This is a genomic window from Microbacterium sp. P26 (assembly GCF_023712585.1).
GTDB lineage: Bacteria > Actinomycetota > Actinomycetes > Actinomycetales > Microbacteriaceae > Microbacterium > Microbacterium algihabitans_A.
This window is the reverse complement of record NZ_JAMAXZ010000003.1, coordinates 519,976-540,924: the sequence shown is the minus strand read 5'-3', so window position 1 is coordinate 540,924 and position 20,949 is coordinate 519,976. Positions and strand designations below refer to the sequence as shown.

General features: G+C 69.1%; 23 protein-coding genes. 10 read left to right on the top strand and 13 right to left on the bottom strand.

The genetic code is table 11. The features are described 5' to 3' along the window. Positions 1–7: 7 nt before the first annotated feature. From sufB to M3667_RS09065, 6 genes are all read left to right on the top strand, one after another. Positions 8–1,426 (top strand): Fe-S cluster assembly protein SufB, encoded by a 1,419-nt coding sequence (gene sufB / locus M3667_RS09090; RefSeq protein WP_144833223.1) that lies wholly within the window; start codon positions 8–10, stop codon positions 1,424–1,426. Beyond that, a complete protein-coding gene (sufD, locus tag M3667_RS09085) occupies positions 1,427–2,617 on the top strand; it encodes a Fe-S cluster assembly protein SufD (RefSeq protein ID WP_251507461.1) in 1,191 nt (396 codons plus the stop codon). Next, positions 2,614–2,943, top strand: a complete 330-nt coding sequence (locus tag M3667_RS09080) for a non-heme iron oxygenase ferredoxin subunit (RefSeq protein WP_251507460.1) — start codon at positions 2,614–2,616, stop codon at positions 2,941–2,943. Before sufD ends, M3667_RS09080 begins: the two co-directional genes overlap by 4 nt. 52 nt (positions 2,944–2,995) lie before the next feature. Further along, positions 2,996–3,766 (top strand): Fe-S cluster assembly ATPase SufC, encoded by a 771-nt coding sequence (sufC, locus tag M3667_RS09075; protein WP_144833229.1) that lies wholly within the window; start codon positions 2,996–2,998, stop codon positions 3,764–3,766. A 9-nt stretch (positions 3,767–3,775) separates the two neighbouring features. Beyond that, positions 3,776–4,105 carry a metal-sulfur cluster assembly factor gene (locus M3667_RS09070; RefSeq protein ID WP_013586729.1) on the top strand — a complete coding sequence of 110 codons (330 nt, stop codon included), beginning with the start codon at positions 3,776–3,778 and terminating at the stop codon, positions 4,103–4,105. Between the two features lie 129 nt (positions 4,106–4,234). Next, the gene (locus tag M3667_RS09065) at positions 4,235–5,398 is read left to right on the top strand and encodes a MalY/PatB family protein (RefSeq protein ID WP_251507458.1); all 1,164 of its coding nucleotides are present in this window, start codon (positions 4,235–4,237) and stop codon (positions 5,396–5,398) included. A gap of 66 nt (positions 5,399–5,464) precedes the next feature. Here M3667_RS09065 and M3667_RS09060 read toward each other — a convergent pair whose 3' ends face one another. The 5 genes from M3667_RS09060 to M3667_RS09040 are packed head-to-tail and all read right to left on the bottom strand — an operon-like array spanning position 5,465 to position 10,355. Beyond that, on the bottom strand, positions 5,465–6,373 hold the full coding sequence (locus M3667_RS09060) for a siderophore-interacting protein (protein WP_251507456.1): 909 nt from the start codon (positions 6,371–6,373) through the stop codon (positions 5,465–5,467). Next, on the bottom strand, positions 6,357–7,211 hold the full coding sequence (locus tag M3667_RS09055; protein ID WP_251507455.1) for an ABC transporter ATP-binding protein: 855 nt from the start codon (positions 7,209–7,211) through the stop codon (positions 6,357–6,359). The genes M3667_RS09060 and M3667_RS09055 overlap by 17 nt, the downstream gene beginning before the upstream one ends. Then, entirely contained in the window at positions 7,208–8,257 is a 1,050-nt protein-coding gene (locus M3667_RS09050; RefSeq protein ID WP_251507453.1) for an iron chelate uptake ABC transporter family permease subunit, read from the bottom strand. Before M3667_RS09050 ends, M3667_RS09055 begins: the two co-directional genes overlap by 4 nt. After that, positions 8,254–9,300, bottom strand: a complete 1,047-nt coding sequence (locus M3667_RS09045; RefSeq protein WP_251507451.1) for an iron ABC transporter permease — start codon at positions 9,298–9,300, stop codon at positions 8,254–8,256. Before M3667_RS09045 ends, M3667_RS09050 begins: the two co-directional genes overlap by 4 nt. Positions 9,301–9,332: 32 nt before the next feature. Next, complete coding sequence (locus M3667_RS09040) at positions 9,333–10,355, bottom strand: iron-siderophore ABC transporter substrate-binding protein (protein WP_251507449.1); 1,023 nt, start codon at positions 10,353–10,355, stop codon at positions 9,333–9,335. Positions 10,356–10,645: 290 nt separating this feature from the next. Between M3667_RS09040 and M3667_RS09035 the strand changes: the two genes are divergently transcribed. Beyond that, the gene (locus M3667_RS09035) at positions 10,646–12,244 is read left to right on the top strand and encodes an ABC-F family ATP-binding cassette domain-containing protein (protein ID WP_144833760.1); all 1,599 of its coding nucleotides are present in this window, start codon (positions 10,646–10,648) and stop codon (positions 12,242–12,244) included. A gap of 201 nt (positions 12,245–12,445) precedes the next feature. Continuing rightward, positions 12,446–13,093, top strand: coding sequence for an HAD family hydrolase (locus M3667_RS09030; RefSeq protein WP_308196446.1), 648 nt, complete (start codon positions 12,446–12,448; stop codon positions 13,091–13,093). An 83-nt stretch (positions 13,094–13,176) separates the two neighbouring features. On the opposite strand, the gene M3667_RS09025 is transcribed toward M3667_RS09030, so the two are convergent. The 5 genes from M3667_RS09025 to M3667_RS17005 form a co-directional block, all read right to left on the bottom strand. Next, the gene (locus tag M3667_RS09025) at positions 13,177–13,659 is read right to left on the bottom strand and encodes a GNAT family N-acetyltransferase (protein WP_251507445.1); all 483 of its coding nucleotides are present in this window, start codon (positions 13,657–13,659) and stop codon (positions 13,177–13,179) included. 22 nt (positions 13,660–13,681) lie between these two features. Next, entirely contained in the window at positions 13,682–14,587 is a 906-nt protein-coding gene (locus M3667_RS09020) for an SURF1 family protein (protein WP_251507444.1), read from the bottom strand. Positions 14,588–14,740: 153 nt separating this feature from the next. Continuing rightward, entirely contained in the window at positions 14,741–14,965 is a 225-nt protein-coding gene (locus M3667_RS09015; protein ID WP_251507442.1) for a hypothetical protein, read from the bottom strand. After that, positions 14,962–15,333, bottom strand: a complete 372-nt coding sequence (locus M3667_RS09010) for a DUF3099 domain-containing protein (RefSeq protein ID WP_251507440.1) — start codon at positions 15,331–15,333, stop codon at positions 14,962–14,964. The genes M3667_RS09015 and M3667_RS09010 overlap by 4 nt, the downstream gene beginning before the upstream one ends. 119 nt (positions 15,334–15,452) lie before the next feature. Beyond that, on the bottom strand, positions 15,453–16,196 hold the full coding sequence (locus tag M3667_RS17005; protein ID WP_251507438.1) for a DUF4190 domain-containing protein: 744 nt from the start codon (positions 16,194–16,196) through the stop codon (positions 15,453–15,455). A 191-nt stretch (positions 16,197–16,387) separates the two neighbouring features. Between M3667_RS17005 and fabG the strand changes: the two genes are divergently transcribed. Then, positions 16,388–17,098: a 3-oxoacyl-ACP reductase FabG gene (gene fabG / locus M3667_RS09000; RefSeq protein WP_251507436.1), complete on the top strand. Its 711-nt coding sequence runs from the start codon at positions 16,388–16,390 to the stop codon at positions 17,096–17,098. 265 nt (positions 17,099–17,363) lie between these two features. Here fabG and M3667_RS08995 read toward each other — a convergent pair whose 3' ends face one another. Both M3667_RS08995 and serB read right to left on the bottom strand, forming a co-directional pair. Further along, positions 17,364–18,041: an alpha/beta fold hydrolase gene (locus M3667_RS08995; RefSeq protein ID WP_251507433.1), complete on the bottom strand. Its 678-nt coding sequence runs from the start codon at positions 18,039–18,041 to the stop codon at positions 17,364–17,366. A gap of 145 nt (positions 18,042–18,186) precedes the next feature. Next, positions 18,187–18,828: a phosphoserine phosphatase SerB gene (serB, locus tag M3667_RS08990; RefSeq protein WP_251507431.1), complete on the bottom strand. Its 642-nt coding sequence runs from the start codon at positions 18,826–18,828 to the stop codon at positions 18,187–18,189. A gap of 155 nt (positions 18,829–18,983) precedes the next feature. Between serB and M3667_RS08985 the strand changes: the two genes are divergently transcribed. Then, positions 18,984–19,457, top strand: coding sequence for an S-ribosylhomocysteine lyase (locus M3667_RS08985; protein ID WP_251507429.1), 474 nt, complete (start codon positions 18,984–18,986; stop codon positions 19,455–19,457). Positions 19,458–19,643: 186 nt separating this feature from the next. On the opposite strand, the gene glgC is transcribed toward M3667_RS08985, so the two are convergent. Next, positions 19,644–20,888: a glucose-1-phosphate adenylyltransferase gene (gene glgC, locus M3667_RS08980; RefSeq protein WP_144833261.1), complete on the bottom strand. Its 1,245-nt coding sequence runs from the start codon at positions 20,886–20,888 to the stop codon at positions 19,644–19,646. Positions 20,889–20,949 lie beyond the last annotated feature (61 nt).

Here is a 20,949-nt window from a genome sequence, read left to right as displayed (position 1 = left end):
GATCACCATGTCCGATGTCCTCATCGACCGACCAGAGCTCGAAAGCCTGGGGCAATACGAGTTCGGCTGGCACGACACCGACGCTGCGGGCGCCCTCGCCCAGCGCGGCATCAACGAAGACGTCGTGCGCGGCATCTCGGCCCTGAAGTCCGAGCCCGAATGGATGCTCAAGACGCGCCTCAAGGGCTACCAGCTCTTCGGCAAGAAGCCCATGCCCACGTGGGGTGCCGACCTGTCGGAGATCGACTTCGACAACATCAAGTACTTCGTGCGCTCGACCGAGAAGCAGGCGCAGACCTGGGAAGACCTCCCGGAAGAGATCCGCAACACCTACGAGAAGCTCGGCATCCCCGAGGCCGAGCGCCAGCGCCTCGTCGCCGGCGTCGCCGCGCAGTACGAGTCCGAGGTGGTCTACCACCAGATCCGCGAAGACCTCGAGCAGCAGGGTGTCATCTTCATGGACACCGACACCGCTCTGCGCGAGCACCCCGAGTTCTTCGAGGAGTACTTCGGCACGGTCATCCCCGCCGGTGACAACAAGTTCGCGGCGCTGAACACGGCCGTCTGGTCGGGCGGCTCGTTCGTCTACGTCCCCAAGGGTGTGCACGTCGAGATCCCCCTGCAGGCGTACTTCCGCATCAACACCGAGAACATGGGTCAGTTCGAGCGGACGCTGATCATCGCCGACGAGGACAGCTACGTCCACTACATCGAAGGCTGCACCGCTCCGATCTACAAGAGCGACTCGCTGCACTCGGCCGTGGTCGAGATCATCGTGAAGAAGAACGCCCGCGTGCGCTACACGACGATCCAGAACTGGTCGAACAACGTGTACAACCTCGTCACCAAGCGCGCCGTCGCCCACGAGGGCGCGACCATGGAATGGGTCGACGGCAACATCGGCTCCAAGGTGACGATGAAGTACCCCTCCATCTACCTGATGGGCGAGCACGCCAAGGGCGAGACCCTCTCGGTCGCCTTCGCCGGTCCCGGTCAGCACCAGGACGCCGGCGCGAAGATGATCCACATGGCTCCGTACACGCAGTCGTCGATCGTCTCGAAGTCGATCGCCCGCGGTGGCGGTCGTGCCGGATACCGCGGCGAGGTGCGGGTGGACGCCAACGCGCACCACTCCGCCAACACCGTGCGCTGCGATGCGCTGCTGGTCGACTCGATCTCGCGCAGCGACACGTACCCCGCGATCGACATCCGCGTCGACGACGTGCAGCTCGGTCACGAGGCCACGGTCTCGAAGGTCAGCGAAGAGCAGCTGTTCTACCTGCAGTCGCGCGGCATGCCCGAAGACGAGGCCATGGCCATGATCGTTCGCGGGTTCATCGAGCCCATCGCGCGGGAGCTCCCCATGGAGTACGCGCTCGAACTCAACAAGCTCATCGAAATGGGCATGGAAGGATCCGTAGGCTAAATGACGACTGCGACCGAAACTCCCGCAGCCGCCGAGGGTCACATCGACCCGGCAGCCCTCGTGGCATCCGTCGTTCCGGTGCAGACGCGCTCGGAGCGTCTGACCTCGTTCGACCCGGCCGACTTCGGCACCCCCACGGGGCGCGAGGTCAACTGGAAGCTCAGCCCGATCGCGCGCCTGGCTCCCCTGTTCGTCGACGAGGCCGGCCCGACCGGCGTCATCACCGTCGACGTGCAGGCGCCGGATGCCGTGGAACAGCTGCGCCTCGCGGCCGGCGACGCGCCGCGCGGTGAGCACTTCCGACCCGAAGACCTGCCCGCGGCTCTCGCCTGGACCCACGAGACCGAGGCTCCGCTGCTGCGGATCCCCGCGAACGTCGAGCTCGACGAGCCCGTCGTGGTGCGCCTGACCGGCACGGGCGGCCTCGCGCACGCCCACGTCGTGATCGACGCGCAGCCCAACTCGCGCGGCACCGTGGTGCTGCGTCACGAGGGCACCGCCGACCACGCTCAGAACGTCGAGATCATCGTGCGCGACGGCGCCGACCTCACGGTCGTGTCGGTGCAGCGCTGGAACGACGACGCCGTGCACGCGGCATCGCACCAGGCCCGCGTCGACCGCGACGCCAAGCTCACGCACGTCGTGGTGAGCTTCGGCGGCGGCGTCGTGCGCGTGAACCCGTCGGTCGAGCTCTCTGGCCCCGGCGCCGAGGGGCGGCTGTACGGCCTGTCGTTCGCCGACGCCGGTCAGCACCTCGAGTCGCAGGTCTACCTGCACCACAAGGGTCCGCACACCGTCGGCGACGTGCTCTACAAGGGTGCGCTGCAGGGCCAGAGCGCGCGCAGCGTCTGGATCGGCGACGTGCTCATCGGACCGGATGCCACGGGCACCGACTCGTACGAGGCCAACCGCAACCTCGTGCTCACCGACGGCGCCCGCGCCGACTCGATCCCGAACCTCGAGATCGAGACCGGTGACATCCAGGGCGCCGGCCACGCCAGCGCCACGGGTCGCTTCGACGACGAGCAGCTGTTCTACCTGCAGGCTCGCGGCATCACCGAAGACGAGGCCCGTCGCCTCGTCGTGCTCGGCTTCCTCACCGAGATCGTGCAGCGCATCGGCATCCCCGAGCTCGAGACCGAGCTCATCGAGGCCATCGAGCACGAGCTGGCCGAAGGGGCCGCCGCGTGAGCGCCTCGCGCGCCTGCGCCCTGAGTGAGCTCGTGCAGGACGAAGCCCGTCGTGTCGAGATCGACGGTGTCGCCATGGCGGTCGTGCTCGACGGCAACGGCGAGGTCCACGCGATCGGCGACGTCTGCACCCACGGCGACATCTCGCTGTCGGACGGCTTCGTCGAGGGCGAGACGCTGGAGTGCTGGGCGCACGGCTCGGCCTTCTCGCTGAAGACCGGTCGCCCCCTGAACCTCCCGGCCTACGAGCCGGTCCCCGTGTACGAGGTCGTGATCGACGGAGACGACGTGTTCATCGATCCCGCCGTCACCAAGGCGACGGCCTGAGCGCCGCTCACGACAACGCCCACGACCTGAAGACTTACGAGTAAGGAACACCATGTCTGTCCTCGAGATCCGCGACCTCCACGTGACGGTCGAGACGGAGAACGGTACGACCCCGATCCTCAACGGCGTGACGCTGACCATGCGCACCGGTGAGACCCACGCCATCATGGGCCCCAACGGCTCCGGCAAGTCGACCCTGGCGTACACGATCGCCGGGCACCCCAAGTACACCGTGACGAGCGGCTCCATCACGCTCGACGGCGAAGACGTGCTCGCGATGAGCGTCGACGAGCGCGCCCGCGCGGGCCTCTTCCTCGCCATGCAGTACCCGGTCGAGATCCCCGGCGTCACCGTGACGAACTTCCTCCGCACCGCCAAGACGGCCATCGACGGCGAGGCTCCGGCCATCCGCTCGTGGACGAAGGACGTCAAGGGCGCCATGGAGAACCTCCGCATGGACCCGAAGTTCGCCGCACGCAACGTCAACGAGGGCTTCTCGGGCGGCGAGAAGAAGCGCCACGAGATCCTCCAGCTCGAGCTGCTCAAGCCGAAGATCGCCGTGCTCGACGAGACCGACTCCGGCCTCGACGTCGACGCGCTGAAGATCGTGTCGGAGGGCGTCAACCGCGCCAAGGAGCAGACCGACCTCGGTGTGCTGCTGATCACGCACTACACGCGCATCCTCCGCTACATCCGCCCCGACTTCGTGCACGTCGTCGTCAAGGGCCGGATCGTCGAAGAGGGCGGCTCCGAGCTCGCCGACCGACTCGAAGAAGAGGGTTACGACCGCTTCCTCGAGGCCGGTACCCCGATCGACGCGTAGGATCGTTACATGACCGCAACCCTCGCTCCCGAGAAGTACGACGAGGTCACCGAGGCTCTCAAAGACGTCATGGACCCCGAACTGGGGATCAACGTCGTCGACCTCGGCCTCATCTACGATCTCGCGTGGGACGACGAGAACGACGCGCTCGTCATCCACATGACCCTCACCTCGGCCGGCTGCCCGCTGACCGACGTGCTCGAAGAGCAGACGGCCCAGGCCCTCGACAACGTCGTGGATCGCTTCCGCATCAACTGGGTGTGGATGCCGCCGTGGGGCCCCGAGCGGATCACCGACGACGGCCGCGACATGATGCGCGCCCTCGGCTTCGCGATCTGACAACACCGTTTCCTCGAACGCCCATCCCCTCGGGGGGTGGGCGTTCGTGGTTTCCGGATGCAATGGGGGATGTGTCTTCCTCTGACGCGCCGGGTGCGCGGCATCCGGTGCCCTGATTAGGCTTTCCGGATGAGCGTCACCCCGTTGCAGGCCCTGCCTCTCGACCTCCTGCGTCAGCGCTCCAGCACCAAGTGGCGCTCGTACGACGACGACGTGATCCCGATGTTCGTCGCCGAGACCGACTTCCCGCTCGCGCCGGCCATCACCGCGGCACTGCATCGTGCCGTCGAGATCGGCGACACCGGCTACACCCCGCCGCGACCCGGCATCGACGTCGACTTCGCCGCGTACGCCGAGCGGATGTGGGACTGGACGATCGACCCGTCGCGGATCCGTTGGACCGGCGACGTGATGATGGGCGTCGTCGAGGTGCTGCGGGCCGTGACCTCGCCCGGCGATCGCGTGATCGTGACGCCCCCGGTGTACCCGCCGTTCTACGACACCGTCGAAGAGGCCGGGGCCGTCGTCGAGCGCGTTCCCCTCGTCGACGACGGCGAGAGGTGGAGCCTCGACCTCGTCGGGATCGAGCGCGCCTTCGCCGGGGGTGCCCGGGCGATCCTGCTCTGCAACCCGCACAATCCGACCGGAACGGTGCACGAGCGCTCGTCGCTCGCCGCACTCGCGCGTCTCGCCGAGCGGTACAGGGCGAGCGTCGTGAGCGACGAGATCCACGCTCCGCTCACGCACGCCCCCGCGGTGTTCACGCCGTTCCTGGATGCCGCGCCCGAGGCCGCCGCGGTCGGCTATGCCGTGACGAGCGCGAGCAAGACGTACAACCTCGCCGGTCTGAAGTGCGCAGTCATCGTCACCGGATCGGAGGAGACGGCCACGGTGGTGCGGTCGCTGCCGTGGGAGGTGGAGTGGCGCGCGGGCCTGTTCGGCGTGATCGCCAATCGCGCGGCCTTCGCGGCCGAGAGCGACGGCTGGCTCGAGTCGCTTCTGGTCGCGCTCGACGACAACCGCCGGTTGCTCGCCGAGCTGCTCGCCGAGCACCTGCCGCTCGCGCGCTACCGTCTGCCCGACGCGGGCTTCCTCGCCTGGGTCGACGTGTCGGCCTACGGGTGGGGCGACAACCCGTCGCCGCACATCCGCCGCGAGGCGAAGGTCGCGTTGCACCATGGGCCGCTGTTCGGAGAACAGGGCATCGGCCACGTGCGCATCAACGTCGGGTGCGCGCCGGAGGTGCTGCGCGAGGCGATCACGCGCATCGGCGCACTGGCCCGACGGGGATGAGCGGTCGGCGCCTCGACAGAACGCGAGGCGCGACCGAGGGGTGACGACGGGTCACGGCATCCGGAATCAGACCTCGGCTCGTCCGGTGCGCCAGTAACCCATGAACGCGACCGCGCGACGGTCGACCCCGCGCTCGGTGACGAGGTGGCGTCGGAGGGTCTTGATCGCCGACGCCTCACCGGCGAGCCAGGCGTACAGCGGCGCCTTCTTCAGCGCGGCTCCGCCCTTGGCGGTGCGCGGGACCTCCCACAGCATGCCCTCGTCGATGTCGACCTCTTCGACCTCGTCGCCGTGGCCGTCGGGGGTGAGGGCGAACGCGGCGTCGCGCGTGGCCGTGACGAGGTGCGCGTGGCGGTCGCCCGTGGACCGCGCGGCCAGTCGGAAGTCGAATCCCGGATGCCGGGGGAGATAGGCGCAGTCCTCGGGGGTGGGGACCTCGAGGACCACGGTTCCGGTGGCCTCCGGGGGGAGCTGCTCGAGGATGACGGCGATCGCGGGGGCGGCGGTCTCGTCGCCCGCCAGGAGGTAGTCGCCGGTCTGCGCGGGCGGGACGAAGTCGACGCCGAAGCTCACGTCGGTGAGCGCGACCGTGGGGGCGAAGATGAGCACCTCGTCGCCGGGCCGTGCGTTCTCGATCCATGCCGAGGCCGGGCCGAGCACCTCGTGGGCGACCATGTCGATGTCCACCTCCCGCTCGGCGCGACGCACGGCGCGGGTCGTGTAGGTGCGGAACGGCGGGCGCGCGTCATCGGGGAGCTCCCGCCACGCCGTCCACCAGTCGCCGCCGGTCGGCATCGTGTCGAGGTCGGCCGTGGCGGTGGGGAAGACGATCTTCACGCGCTGATCGAAACCGGGGTCGCCGTACTCGTGCAGGTCATCGCCGACGAACGTGAAGCGACGGAAGCTCGGGGTCAGATCGGTGATGCGGGCGACGCGGACGCGGAAGAACCGCGAGGTCTCAAGAGGGGACGACATCGTGGGGCTCCCGGGTGGTGTCGACGGACGGCGTGCGGGCGCTGACGTGGTGGCGTCCGCGCGGAAGGACGAGGGGCGTTCCCGACACGGGGTCGGGCACGACCAGAGCGTCGAGCCCGAACACCTCGGCGATGAGCTCGCTGGTCATGACGGCGCTCGGGTCGCCGGCGGCCACGACGCGTCCGTCGCGCAGGGCGACGAGATGGTCGGCGTAGCGGGCCGCCATGTTCATGTCGTGGAGCACCATCACGGTGGTCGTTCCCCGGTCGCGATTGAGGTCGGTGAGCAGGTCGAGGACGTCGACCTGGTGGGCGACGTCGAGGAAGGTGGTCGGCTCGTCGAGCAGCAGGATGTCGGTCTCCTGCGCGAGCGCCATGGCGATCCACACGCGCTGGCGCTGACCGCCCGACAACTCGTCGACCGAGCGGTCGGCGAGGTCGCTGATGCCCGTGGCCGCGAGCGCCTCGGCCACGACCTCGTAATCGCGGGCGCTCCAGCGGGCGAGGGCGCGCTGATGCGGGTGGCGACCACGGCCGACGAGGTCGGCGACGGCGATGCCTTCGGGAGCGATGGGGCTCTGAGGAAGCAATCCCAGGATGCGCGCGACCTCTTTCGTGGGCCGCTCGTGCAGCGCCTTGCCGTCGAGGATCACGCGACCGGCCTTCGGCGGGAGCAGGCGGGCGAGCGCGCGCAGCAAGGTCGACTTGCCGCACCCGTTCGCGCCGACGATCGCGGTGATCCGCCCGGCGGGGAGCACGAGATCGAGGTCGTCGACGATGGTGCGGTCGGCGTAGGCGAGGGTGAGCCCCTCGGCCGACAGCGTGCGGTTCGCGGTCATAGCGAGCCTCCGGAGCGATTGGTCCTGACGAGCAGGTAGATGAGGTACGGCGCGCCGAGCACGCCCGTGACGACCCCCACCGGGTAGCGGTTGTCGAAGGCGAACTGGCCGACGAGGTCGGACAGCATGACCAGCAGCGCGCCGACGAGCCCGGCCGGCACGAGGAGGGATCCGCCGGGGCCGATGAGGCGCGCGGCGATCGGACCGGCCATGAAGGCCACGAAGGCGATGGGCCCGGCGCCGGCCGTCGCCACGGCCAGCAGCACGACGGCTCCGACGATCAGCAGCAGACGCGTGCGTTCCACCCGGACGCCGAGACCCGCGGCCGAGTCGTCGCCGAGGCGGAGGACCGAGAGCGAGCGGGTGTTGCCGATCATGAGCGGGACGATGACGACGGCCGCGAGGGCGAGAGGAAGCACCCGGCCCCAGGAGGCGTTGTTGAGGCTTCCCGTGAGCCACTGCATCGCCGTCTGCAGGTCCCAGTTCGCGGCGCGGCTCAGCATGTACGTCGTGACGCTGTCGAGCATGGCGGCGACGCCGATGCCGATGAGCACGAGTCGCGTGCCGGCGAAGGCGCCTTTTCGGGAGAGCAGGTAGATCGCGCCGGCGGTGGCGAGGGCGCCGACGAGGGCGAAGGTCGAGACGAGGGCGTCCGACAGCGAGAAGCCGATGATCGCGATGACGGCGGCCGCGCTCGCCCCGGAGGAGATGCCGATGATGTCGGGGGAGGCGAGGGGGTTGCGCAGCATCGTCTGGAACGTGACTCCGGCCATGCCGAAGGCGAGTCCCGACAGCAGGCCGAGGCTCGCGCGCGGCAGGCGCAGCTCGCCGATGGTGAACGAGGCGCCCGGGACCGTCTGGCCCAGCAGGACGCGGATCACCTGATCGGGGGTGTAGAAGGTGTTACCGACCATGAGCGTCACCGCGAAGACGACGACGACGGCCACGGCGAGCACGGTGGTCACGCCGATTCGGCGCCGGGTGCGGGCTCGGCGTCCGCGGGCGAGGGCGCCGACCGCGGCCGGGCGCTGCAGGACGGTGCTCACAGTTCACGCACCTTCTGCCGGCGGACGATCCAGATGAAGAACGGGGCGCCGATGAGGGCGGTGAGGATGCCGACCTCGATCTCGGTGGGGCGCGCGACGAGGCGACCGACGACGTCGGCCCCCACGAGAAGGATCGCGCCTCCGAGCGCCGAGAACGGCACGAGCCACCGATGATCGGTCCCGATCAGCAGGCGGCAGATGTGCGGGATGACGAGACCGACGAACGCGATGGGACCGGCGACGGCGGTGGCGGCGCCCACCAGCACGACCGCCCCCGCGGAGGCGATGAGGCGCGTGCGACCGACGTGCTCGCCGAGCCCGGTCGCGACGTCGTCGCCGAGGGCGAGGGAGTTCATGCCGCGAGAGCAGAGGACACACACGAGGGCTCCGGCGGCGAGCACCGGCAGCACAATCTGCACACGATCCCACGTGGCGCCGCCGATGCCACCGATCTGCCAGAAGCGGAACACCTCGAGAAGGTCGACGCGGGGCAGCAGGATGGCGCTCGACAGCGAGCCGAACGCGGCGGTGGTGGCAGCCCCGGCGAGGGCGAGCTTGAGGGGAGTGGCGCCGCCGCGCCCGAGCGAGCCGACCGTGTAGACGAACACCGCGGCTACGGCCGCTCCGACGACGGCGAATCCCATGTAGCCGAGCGAGCTCGACAGGCCGAAGAATGCGATGCCGGTGACGACGGCCAGCGACGCTCCGGCCGAGACGCCGAGGATGCCGGGGTCGGCCAGGGGGTTTCGGGTGACCGCCTGCATGGTGAGCCCGGACATCGCGAGGGCTGCCCCGACGAGCAGCCCGAGCACCGTGCGCGGAATGCGGGTGGCGACCACTGCCTCACCGACCCCGGTGCCCCCCGAGAACGCCGAGAAGATCTCGGCGATCGACACGTCACGCGTGCCGAAGGCGACGGATGCCGCGCACATCACGACCACGCCCACCGTGAGCGCCAGCAGCCAGCCGAGTCGACGGCCCGTCGATCGCCGCAGATCAGCGGTGTCGGGCGGGGCGTCGGCGACGGCGGTGCGAGAGCTCACGGTGGGCGCGATTCGAGGTGTCGGGGCGGGGATCAGCCGAGGGCGGCGGTCAGCACGTCGAGGTACTTCGACAGGCCCCAGCTCACCGAGAGGGGAGAGGGGTTCGCCGAGGCCGCGAGGGGCGTGCCGTCTTCGAGCACTGCGACGTGGCCGGCGGCCACGGCGGGGATCTTCGACAGCAGCGGGTCTGCCTGGAGCTGCGCGACGGTCGAGCCGTCGGTGTTGCCGTAGGTGATCCACAGCCCCACGTCGTTGAAGACGTCGGCCTGCTCCGAGGAGATGTCGCTGTAGAACGCGTCGATCTCGCTCGAGGTCGTGGTCACCTGCGTGGGCTCGGGCATGCCGAACTCGTGCAGGTACCCCGCGCGGGGGTCGTGCGAGGTGTAGTAGGTGATGGTGCTGAGGTCGGTGGGGTCGGTGAACGCGAACAGCGGCGCGACCTCGGCGAGAGCGGGGTGGGCGTCGAAGGCCGCCTGCGACTCGGTCTTGATCTGCTCGATGAGGGCCTCGCCCTCGCTCTCGAGACCCAGGGCCTTCGAGTTGAGCTGGATCATCTGGTCGAGGGTGGTGCCCCACGCGGCGTCGGGGTAAGCGACGACGGGTGCGATCTTCGACAGCGTGTCGTAGTCCTCCTGCGTGAGCCCCGAGTAGGCGGCGAGGATGACGTCGGGCTGCGTGTCGGCCACGGCCTCGAAGTCGATGCCGTCGGTCTCGTCGAAGAGCACGGGGGTCTCGCCGCCGAGCTCGGTCAGCTTGTCTTCGACCCAGGGGAGGATGCCGTCTCCGTCGTCGTCGCCCCACGTGGCCTTCGCCATGCCGACCGGCACGATGCCGAGAGCGAGGGGGACCTCCTGGTTGGACCACGCGACGGTGGCCACGCGCTCGGGCTTCTTCTCGATGACCGCCTGCCCGAGAGCGCTGTCGACGGTGACGGGGAAGACGTCGTCGGAGCCTTGCGCCGCCTCGTCTCCGGGAGTGGCCGAGGTACCGGCGCAGCCGGTGAGGACGAGGGCGGAACCGACGGCGAGTGCCGCCAGAGCGCGGTATCGGGACACGAAGAGCCTCCTGCGTGTTAGGTAAGGATAGGCTTAGTTTAGGTCAGAGGTCGGGTGAGAAAGCAAACCCGCGAGCCGTCCGACCGGGTGAACGTCTCGACACCGAGACACCGTCGGGCCGGGGTTCTCGTCGCGCCCGGGAGTCGGCATCCGGAACCTCGTCCCCGTTCGATGGGCGCCCCGGACGCGAGCGCCGAACTCGCTGTCGGCGGGCATGCAGGGGCGCGTCTTATACTGGGTGGCTGGCCATGTCGGCCTGCTTCCCCATCCCCGAAGAACGGACGTTCGCTGTGCTCGCCGTGCACGACCTCGAGATCCGCGTGGGTGCCCGCGTGCTCATGTCAGACGTGGCGTTCCGCGTCTCCGACGGCGACAAGATCGGCCTCGTCGGACGCAACGGCGCCGGAAAGACCACCCTCACCAAGGTGCTCGCCGGCGACCTGTTGCCCTCCAACGGAGGCGTCGACCGCTCCGGTGAGCTCGGCTACCTGCCCCAGGATCCCCGTTCGGGCGACCCCGAGATGCTCGCACGCACGCGCATCCTCGACGCCCGCGGGCTGGGCTCGCTCGCCCTCGGCATGCACGAGGCGTCGATGGCGATGGGCGACGACGACCCCGCCGTCGCGGCGAAGGCGATGAAGAAGTACGGCCGCCTCACCGAGGAGTTCGAGTCGGCCGGCGGATACGCCGCCGAGGCCGAAGCGGCGTCGATCGCGCACAACCTGTCCCTCCCCGACCGCATCCTCGACCAGCCGCTGAAGACCCTCTCGGGTGGTCAGCGTCGCCGTATCGAGCTCGCGCGCATCCTCTTCTCCGACGCGCAGACGATGATCCTCGACGAGCCGACCAATCACCTCGACGCCGACAGCGTCGTGTGGCTGCGCGAGTTCCTCAAGGGATACAAGGGCGGGCTCATCGTGATCTCGCACGACGTCGAGCTCGTGGGCGAGACCGTCAACCGCGTGTTCTACCTCGACGCGAACCGCCAGGTCATCGACGTCTACAACATGAACTGGAAGAACTACCTGCGCCAGCGGGTGGCCGACGAGGAGCGCCGCAAGAAGGAGCGCGTCAACGTCGAGAAGAAGGCCACGGCGCTGCAGCTGCAGGCCGCGCGCTTCGGCGCGAAGGCCTCGAAGGCCGCGGCCGCGCACCAGATGGTCGCCCGCGCCGAGAAGATGCTGTCGGGCCTCGACGACGTTCGTCAGGACGAGCGCGTCGCCAAGCTCCGTTTCCCGAAGCCCGCGCCGTGCGGCAAGACCCCGCTCATGGCATCCGGTCTGTCGAAGTCGTACGGCTCGCTCGAGATCTTCACCGACGTCGACCTCGCGATCGACCGCGGGTCGCGCGTGGTCATCCTGGGCCTCAACGGTGCCGGGAAGACGACGCTGCTGCGCATCCTCGCCGGCGTCGACCAGCCCGACACCGGGCAGCTCGAGCCCGGTCACGGACTCAAGATCGGGTACTACGCGCAGGAGCACGAGAACCTCGACGTCGATCGCTCAGTGCTCGAGAACATGATGTCGTCGGCGCCGCACATCACCGCGACCGAGGCCCGCAAGGTGCTCGGGTCGTTCCTGTTCGTCGGGGATGACGTGCTCAAGCCCGCCGGTGTGCTCTCGGGTGGAGAGAAGACGCGCCTGTCGCTCGCGACGCTCGTGGTGTCGTCGGCGAACATGCTGCTGCTCGACGAGCCCACGAACAACCTCGACCCCGCGTCGCGCGAGGAGATCCTCGGCGCCCTGTCGCACTACGAGGGCGCCGTCGTCCTCGTGTCGCACGACGAGGGTGCGGTCGAGGCGCTCAACCCCGAGCGCGTGCTGATCCTGCCCGACGGTGTCGAAGACATCTGGGGTCGTGATTACGCGGATCTGATCACGCTGGCGTAACAGCCCGAGGCGCTTCGCGCGTTCGTTCCGGATGCCGCGGGGGCGGGCTTCCGCTTCCGCTCGCTGCGCCGACCTACCCGGGGTTCGTTCCGGATACCGCGGGCTCTCGCTCAGCGCTGGTCGAGCAGTGCGTCTTCGTCGTCGGCGTCGCGGGACCTTCCGCCGCCCCAGTTCAAAATCGCATCGTGAGAGCATCGGACGATGGGGATGTTCTCAGTCGCTGGCATTCGCTGCGTGGTCTTCGATGTCGGGGAGACACTTGTCGATGAGTCTCGAATGTGGGCAGCTATGGCCGATAGCGTCGGCGCCCCACCATTCACGGTGATGGGGCTGTTGGGCGTTTTCATCGAGCGTGGAGAGGACCACCGTCACGTCTGGGCGGCTCTCGATGTAGCGACTCCGGCCTCCGTCGAGGTCGGATTACCCGACATCTATCCAGACGTCATGGAGTCATTGCAGCGTCTTCGGGACGCTGGTCTCGACGTTGGCATCGCCGGCAATCAGCCTCGGCGCATCGCGGCAGACCTCAGAGATGCGGGCGTCGAGGCCGACTTTGTCGGATCATCAGCGGACTGGGGAGTTCGCAAGCCTGCGGCCGGATTCTTCGAACATGTCGTCACCGCTTCGGGGCAGCCGCCGGAGCGCATTCTCTACGTGGGAGACCGACTCGACAACGATGTGCTGCCCGCCCGCGCCGCCGGTATGAAGACGGCTCACATACGGCGCGGGCCGTGGGGACATGTGCACGCGAGGCGACCGGAAGCGACCCTCGCCGATCTTCACGTCGATGGCCTATGGCAGATCGCGGACATGTTCGCGCCTCGGCAAGGTCTCTTGAGTCATCGATAACTGCGGCCGGTCCGACGAGGATCCCACCACGCCTTGTATGCGTTTTGTCCGACGATGCTCAGTCTTCCACCGGCATTCGTTCATCAGGCAGGCGTCTCGCAAGGCGTCCACCGCATCCACACGGCGTCGGTGCCGGGCCACGGTGCGACATCGTCGAGGAACCCCGCACGCAGGTAGAAGCCGCGTACCGCCGGATTACCGACGTCGTACTCGGTGACGAGGTCGCCGCCGTTCTCGCGAGCGCGCGTCTTCGCCGAATCCATGAGCCGGCGACCGATCCCGCGGTGTTGGTGATCGGGCGCGACGTACAGCTTCCAGAGCACGAGGTCGTCGCCCAGATGATCGGTCTCGGCCATTCCGACCACGGCGTCGTCATCGGAGGCGACGTCGATGCGGCCTTCGCGGATTGCGGAACCGATGACCTCGTCGTTCCAGTAGCGGTCGAGTCCGGCGACGACGTATTCCGCGCCGCGTGCGGGACCGTAGGTGGGTGGCCAGCTCAGGATGCCCACGAGTCGGACCGCGGCGAGATCGTCCGGGTTCGCGCGACGGACGGTGAGGGGCATGCCGTCATCCTGCCGGTTCTGCTCAACGCTGGTCGAGCAGTGCGTCTTCGTCGTCGGCGTCGCGATCCTTCGGGCGCTTCCGCGCGCGGTGAAGGGCGACGGGGTCGACGCGGCGCCTCTCCGTCGTGACGCTCTCGGGCTCGGGGGTCGCCTGGATCAGCTCGCCGCCCTCTTCGTCCGCTTCTTCCGCTTCTTCGCGGCGCAGCTTGCGTTCGTTGACGATCACGTAGGTGATGAAGCCGAAGCCCATGACGGCGAACAGGATCCACTGCACCGCGTACGACAGGTACGGGCCGGGGTCGTTGCTGGGCGGATCCACCGTGTTCGGCGCGGTCTGCGGCGCGGGCGTCTCCGACATGAGCAGGCCGTAGGCGCCGGGCTCGAGGGGGCCGGTCTGCTCGGCGACGAGGCCCAGGTTGATGGTCGGCACCTGGCCCGGGTCGGCGCTGCGACCGGACGTGGGCGCGGCCTCTTCGGGGCGGAGGCGCACCTCGACCGTCACCTGTCCCGCAGGCGGATCGGGGATCACATCGGGGACGGACTGCTGGTTGCCCGGCGGCAGCCACCCGCGGTCCACGAGGAAGGTGCGTCCGTCGTCGAGGCGGAAGGGCACGAGCTGCTCGAACGCGGCCGAGCCGCCGTGCGCACGGTTGCGCACGAGGAGCTGTTCGTCGGTGAGGTACTCGCCCTGCATGCGCACGGGGCGCCACTCGTCGGAGGGCGTCAGCTGCGCCCCGGGCGCGAGCAGATCTTCGAGGGCGACGGGCGGGGCGTCATAGTTGTTCGCGACGAGCTCGAGCTGCTCGCTGCGTTCGGCGTTGCGCGAGAACTGCCAGTTCGAGAGGAACCCGCAGGCGATCGCGAAGAGGATCGCCACGCCGACGTACATCGCCCACCGTGCGGCGGCGGGGGTCTCGCGACGGCTCATGAGCGGTGTCCTCGGCGAACGGCGGCGTCGAGAGCGCTCCGGATGCCGAGGAAGCTCGACGACCGGCTGACGACTGACGACCCGGCACCGTGTCGCGCTGCGTCGTCGAATGCTCCGGTCACGTCTTCCAGGGTACGTCGGCCCACGGGGCGCTCACGCCGGTTCGTTCGACAGGGCCTCCACCCGCACGGGGAAGTCGCGGGCGCTCAGGAATTCGCGCAGGTACGACACGTGCGCCTCGCACGCGACCCAGGTCTTGCGGCGATCCGCCGAGTGGATGCGTGGGTTGCGCCAGTGCACCGCCCAGACGGCGTCGTCGCGGCATCCGGCTCGAGAGCATTCGACGCGCGCGCTTTCCGCTGACGTCGGCGGGATCACGAGCGGTCGTCGCGCGGAGGACTCTGACGCGGGGTCTCGGCGATGCGGATGACCATCGGCCCCTCGGCAGTCGCCGCGGTCGCCGCGGGCTTCACCGGGGCCTCGATGGCGCGTTCGGGATTGATGACGGTCCGGTCGGAGGCGTCCTGGCCCACGTTGGCGACGATCACGGCGAGGTAGGGGAGGAAGATCGCCCCGGCGGCGAAGACGAAGGTGTACCAGCCGTACGGGGTGACGACGGCCATGGCGATGAAGCACGCGATGCGGATCCCCATCATCACCATGTACTTGGCGAAGCGGTTGTCGGCGTCATCCCGGGGAGCCTTGGGGAGCGACGTCGCGGATTGGGCTCGATGCGATGTCTTCACAGTGGTCTCAGGGTACGCCCGCAGGAAGGTCGCAGGGCGGGGTTGCGGCGACGGTTGTTCGACGTCATGACAAGCCGCCGAACGCAACGCATCCGGCGGCTCGTCATGCGCGACCGGTGTCAGACGCCGTAGCCCGAGCTGGTCGAGTTCGCGGTCGAGGCGACGAGGATCGAGATGCCGATGATGAACAGGACGATCAGACCGAGACTGATGTAGCCGATCAGCAGACCGGCGAGGGCCATGCCGTGGCCGCGTTCTCCGGTGGTCTTGATCTGCTTGAGCGAGATGTGCCCCATGATGACGCCGGCGATCTGTCCGATCACGGGCAGGAACAGGATGAAACCGACGAGCGAGGCGATCAGCGACAGGATCGCGAGCAGGTTGGTCTTCGGCGCGGCCGTGTAACCGTACTGCTGTCCGTAGGCCTGTTGGCCGTACGCCTGGCCGTAGGCGGGCTGACCGTACGCCTGCTGACCGTACGCCTGCTGGTCGTAGGCCGGTGCCGCGGGGGCGGAGCCGTAGGCGGATGCCGCGGCGTCGGGCGCGGGAGCGTCGTAGGCCGAGCCGTAGGGCGGCGCGGGAGGTGCCGACGGGGCATCGGGGGCGCCGTGCGGCGGAGCCGGGGGAGCGCCGTAGGCGGGAGTGTCGGGAACCGAGGTTCCGGATGCCGAGTACCCGGATGCCGAGTGCTCAGATGCGGTGTGCCCGGATGCCGTCGCGTCGCCGGTGCCGTTCGAGGGGGTGCTCGGGGAGTCGGGGTCGCTCTGCGGGGCGTAGGGCGACGCGGACGGCGCATCGTTCGAGGGCGCGGCGCCGTCGGTGTATCCGGGCTGGTTCGGATCGGTCGTGCGGTCGTCGCTCACGGGAGTCCCTTTCGTCGCGGTCGTCCCAGCGTTTCAGCGCGTCTCCATCCGTGTCAAACGGCTGCGTCGAGAACGGCTGGGCGGCGAGATGGTCGTGCGGGCCGTCGTCGCTGCAGTGTGCTCGCGGTGTCCCGGCCCGGTCGTCGGTAGGCTGGGCCGGTTCCGTCACCCGCAAGCGCAGGAGTCTCACCATGTCTCAGGACCGCGTCGTCGTCGTCACCGGAGGAAACCGGGGGATCGGTCGCGCCATCGCCGAGCGCTTCGTGGCGGAGGGCTGGAAGGTCGCCGTCACCGCCCGTTCGGGCGAGGGCCCCGAGGGAACCCTGACCGTGCGCGCCGACGTGACCGACGCCGCTGCTGTCGACGCGGCGTTCTCGCAGGTCGAGGCCGAGCTCGGACCGATCGCCGTCGTCGTCGCCAACGCCGGGGTGACCAAGGACACCCTGCTGCTGCGTATGAGCGAGGACGACTTCGACAGCGTGGTCAACACCAACCTCGGCGGAGCGTTCCGCGTCGTCAAGCGCGCCTCGAAGGGCATGCTGAAGGCGCGCTGGGGCCGTGTCATCCTCATCTCGAGCGTCGTGGGCCTCTACGGCTCGGCCGGACAGATCAACTACGCAGCGTCCAAGAGCGCCCTCGTCGGTTTCGCCCGTTCGCTCACGCGTGAGCTGGGCGGCCGCGGGATCACCGCCAATGTCGTCGCCCCCGGATTCATCGAGACCGACATGACGGCCGAGCTCCCCGCCGACACGCAGGCGGAGTACAAGAAGAACATCCCCGCCGGTCGTTTCGCCTCGCCCGACGAGGTCGCGGGCGTCGTCACCTGGCTCGCCGGAGATGACGCCGCCTACATCTCGGGCGCGGTCATCCCGGTCGACGGCGGCCTCGGCATGGGTCACTGACCCCGACGCGCCAGAGCGTCGGTCACTGGCTCCGGCGCCTCCGAGCGTCGGTCACTGGCTCCGGCGCCTCCGAGCGTCGATCACTGACCCCGACGCGCCGGAGCATCGGTCACTGGCCCCGGCGCTTCAGAGCGTCGCTCACTGGCTCCGGCGCCCCCGAGCGTCGGTCCCCGAACCCGACGCCCCACCGCGTCCGCGAGGGGCACTGACCCTGGCGCGGCTGAAGGGGCGCTCAGTCGGGTGGCTTCTCGAGCCGTTGCGCCTCTCAGCGCACGGCGGCGACCAGCTTCTCGGCGAACTTCTCGGGCTGCGAGAACTGCGGCCAGTGACCCGACCCGAGCCGCACGACGTCGACATCGCGGATCTTGCCGAACTCGTCGGCATACGCGCCCCAATCGGCGAGCGCGCGGGGCAGCGACTCGGCGTCGAGCTGGCCCGAGAGCACCGTCACGGGCACGTCGAAGCGCCGTTCGTCTGACAACGTGAGGGGCGAGGTTGGCACGCGACCTGGTACGTCGACGACCTGCGTCGCTGTACGGGTGCGGGTCTCTTCGTCGATGTCGGCGGTGTCGTCGGCGTCGAAGAACTCCCACCCGGGGAAGTGCACCACGCCGTCTTCGACGGGGAACTCCGAGACCATCGCGCCGGGGTGGGGGACGATCGTGTCGACGAGGACCACCCGTGCGACGCGGTCGGGGCGTCGGTCTGCGGCCCCCCAGACAACGTTGCCCCCGCCGGAGTGCCCGACGAGCACAACGCGCTGATCGAGACGGTCGATCTCGGCGACGACGGCGTCGACCCAGTCGTCGATCACGAGGTCGCCGACGGCGGGGCCGGGCATGCTGAGAGGGTGCGGGCGATGCCCTGCCGCCTCCAAAGCGGGAACGATGTCGTCCCATGATGACGCGGTGAGCCAGAGTCCGGGTACGAGGATGACGTCCATGTTCCGAGAGTAGGGCGGGGTTCCGACATCGGCCAGTGGGCCAGATAAACGCCAGATCAGACTTAAGTTCGCGCGCTCCTGCCGTCGGTACGACCCGAGGGTCCGACGGCACCCGCGCGCCGTGGATCCTCGCGGGATCCGTGCGTCAGCGGGGGAGGAGTGCGATGACCTGCGCCAGATCCACGTCGCCGACGACCAGATCGGCGCGCTCGCGCACGGCGGGCTTCGCGTTGAACGCCAGACCGAGGCCGGCCGTCTTCATCATCTCGAGGTCGTTCGCCCCGTCGCCGATCGCGAACGTCGACCGCAGGGGGACGCCGTGCTCCTCGGCCCAGCGGCGGAGCGTGTCGGCCTTGGCGGTGGCATCCACGATCTCTCCGTCGACCTCGCCGGTGAGGCGACCGTCGTCGGCGACGAGCCGGTTCGCGCGCCAGACGTCGACTCCCAAGTCGGGCGCGATGGTGTCGAGCACCTCGTGGAAGCCTCCGGAGACGACTCCGACAATCCCTCCGCGTTCGTGCACCGCGGCGATGAGATCGCGCACGCCGGGGGTCGGCTCGATGCGTGCGATCGCGCGGGCGAAGGCCTCGGTCGAGACGCCGGCGAGGGCTTCGACGCGTGAGCGCAGGCTCGTGGCGAAGTCGACCTCGCCGCGCATGGCCGCCTCGGTCGCCGCAGCGACGTCGGCACCGCGGCCGGCTTCGTCGGCGAGGAGTTCGATGACCTCGTTGCGGATCAGGGTGGAGTCGGCGTCGAGCACGACGAGGAAACGAGCGGGCGCAGGCACGCGCTCGACCCTAGCGGGTGAGTCGGGGGTCGTGCGGTCCACGGCCGGTCGCATCAGCGCGACCCCGCTCGCGTCGCACGGCGTCATGCGCGGCGGCGATGTCGGAGCCCCCGCGTAGGCTTTTCGCACCGCCGACTCCTGAGAAGGGACCCCTCATGGCCGATGTCGAAAGCTTCACCCTCGACCACACCGCCGTTCTGGCGCCGTACGTCCGCCTGATCGGCACCGAGTCGGGGCCGCGCGGCGATGTCATCTCCAACTTCGATCTGCGGCTCGTCCAGCCCAACGAGCAGGAGATCCCGACGGCCGGACTCCACACGATCGAGCACCTACTCGCGAGCCTCGTGCGCGACCGCATCGACGGCCTCATCGACATCTCGCCTTTCGGATGCCGCACCGGTTTCCACGTCATCATGTGGGGCGAGCCCGAGGTCGGCGCCCTGGTCGATGCGATCAGCGATTCGCTGCGGGCGATCGTCGACGACGTGCAGTGGGACGACGTGCCCGGAACCGACGCGTTCAGCTGCGGCAACTACCGCGACCACAGCCTGCACACGGCCAAGGAGTGGTCGAAGGTCGTGCTCGAGAAGGGCATTTCGCGCGACGCGTTCGAGCGCGTGGGCGTCTGACGCGGGGCTGATCGGGTATCGGGCAGGCCGAGTCTCGCGCGATGCGTTCGAGCGCGTGGGCGTCTGACGCGGAACGGGAAGCTCCTCTCTTCCCACTTCTCCAAACGAGAGGGGGCGGCGACCTTCGCGGTCACCGCCCCCTCTCCGCATCCGAAGCTTCTCGGCATCCGGAGCCGCACTTCATGACTAGGCGTGGACGTGCACGTCCTTGCCGACGACGGTGATGCCCGTCTCGGTGACGGTGAAACCGCGGGCCAGATCGCGCTCGCGGTCGACGCCGATGGTCGCCCCGGGCTCGAGCACGACGTTCTTGTCGAGGATGGCGCGGTGGATCCGCGCCCCCGCACCCACCTGGACGCTGTCGAACAGCACCGAGTCGGTGATCGTCGATCCGCCGCCCGCGAGGGCCCACGGGCCGACGACGCTGCGCTCGAGGTGGGTTCCCGACAGCACCGAGCCGAGCGACACGATCGAGTCGATCGCGTTGCCGATGCGCCCGACCGAGTCGCGCACGAACTTCGCCGGAGGGGCGTTGAAGGTCTGCGAGAAGATCGGCCAGTCGTTGTTGTACAGGTTGAAGATCGGCAGGGTCGAGATCAGATCCATGTGCGCGTCGTAGAACGACTCGATCGTGCCGACGTCGCGCCAGTACGACCGGTCGCGGGGCGTGGATCCGGGCACGTCGTTGCGCTGGAAGTCGTAGACGGCCGCCTCGCCGCGGTCGACGAAGTAGGGGACGATGTCGCCGCCCATGTCGTGGGCCGAGGTCGGCAGCTCGCCGTCGTGCGTGACGGCGTCGACGAGGGCGTCGGCGTCGAAGATGTAGTTGCCCATCGAAGCGAGCACCTCGTGCGGTGAGTCGGCGAGGCCCGCCGGGCTCTGCGGCTTCTCGAGGAAGGCGCGGATCTTCGTCGGGTCGCTGGGGTCGGTGTCGATGACGCCGAACTGGTTCGCGAGCGAGATCGGCTGACGGATGCCGGCGACGGTGGCCTTCGCGTCCGAGGCGATGTGGGCGTCGAGCATCTGCTTGAAGTCCATGCGGTACACGTGGTCGGCACCGATGACGACGACGATGTCGGGCTTCTCGTCACGGATGAGGTTCATCGACTGCAGGATCGCGTCGGCCGAGCCCGAGAACCAGCGCTTGCCGAGGCGCTGCTGGGCGGGGACCGAGGCGACGTACGAGCCGAGCATCGGCGACATGCGCCACGTCTGCGAGATGTGGCGGTCGAGGCTGTGCGACTTGTACTGCGTGAGCACGACCAGCTGTCGCAGCCCCGAGTTGATGAGGTTCGAGATGGCGAAGTCGATCAGGCGGTACTGGCCGCCGAATGGAACGGCGGGTTTGGCGCGATCGGCCGTGAGGGGCATGAGTCGCTTTCCCTCGCCGCCGGCGAGGATGATTCCGAAGACCTTCGGCGCTGCAGGCATGGCACCACACTAAGGGGCGGATGCGGCTGCGGAAACACGTCTGCGGCGCGCCTTTCGCTGT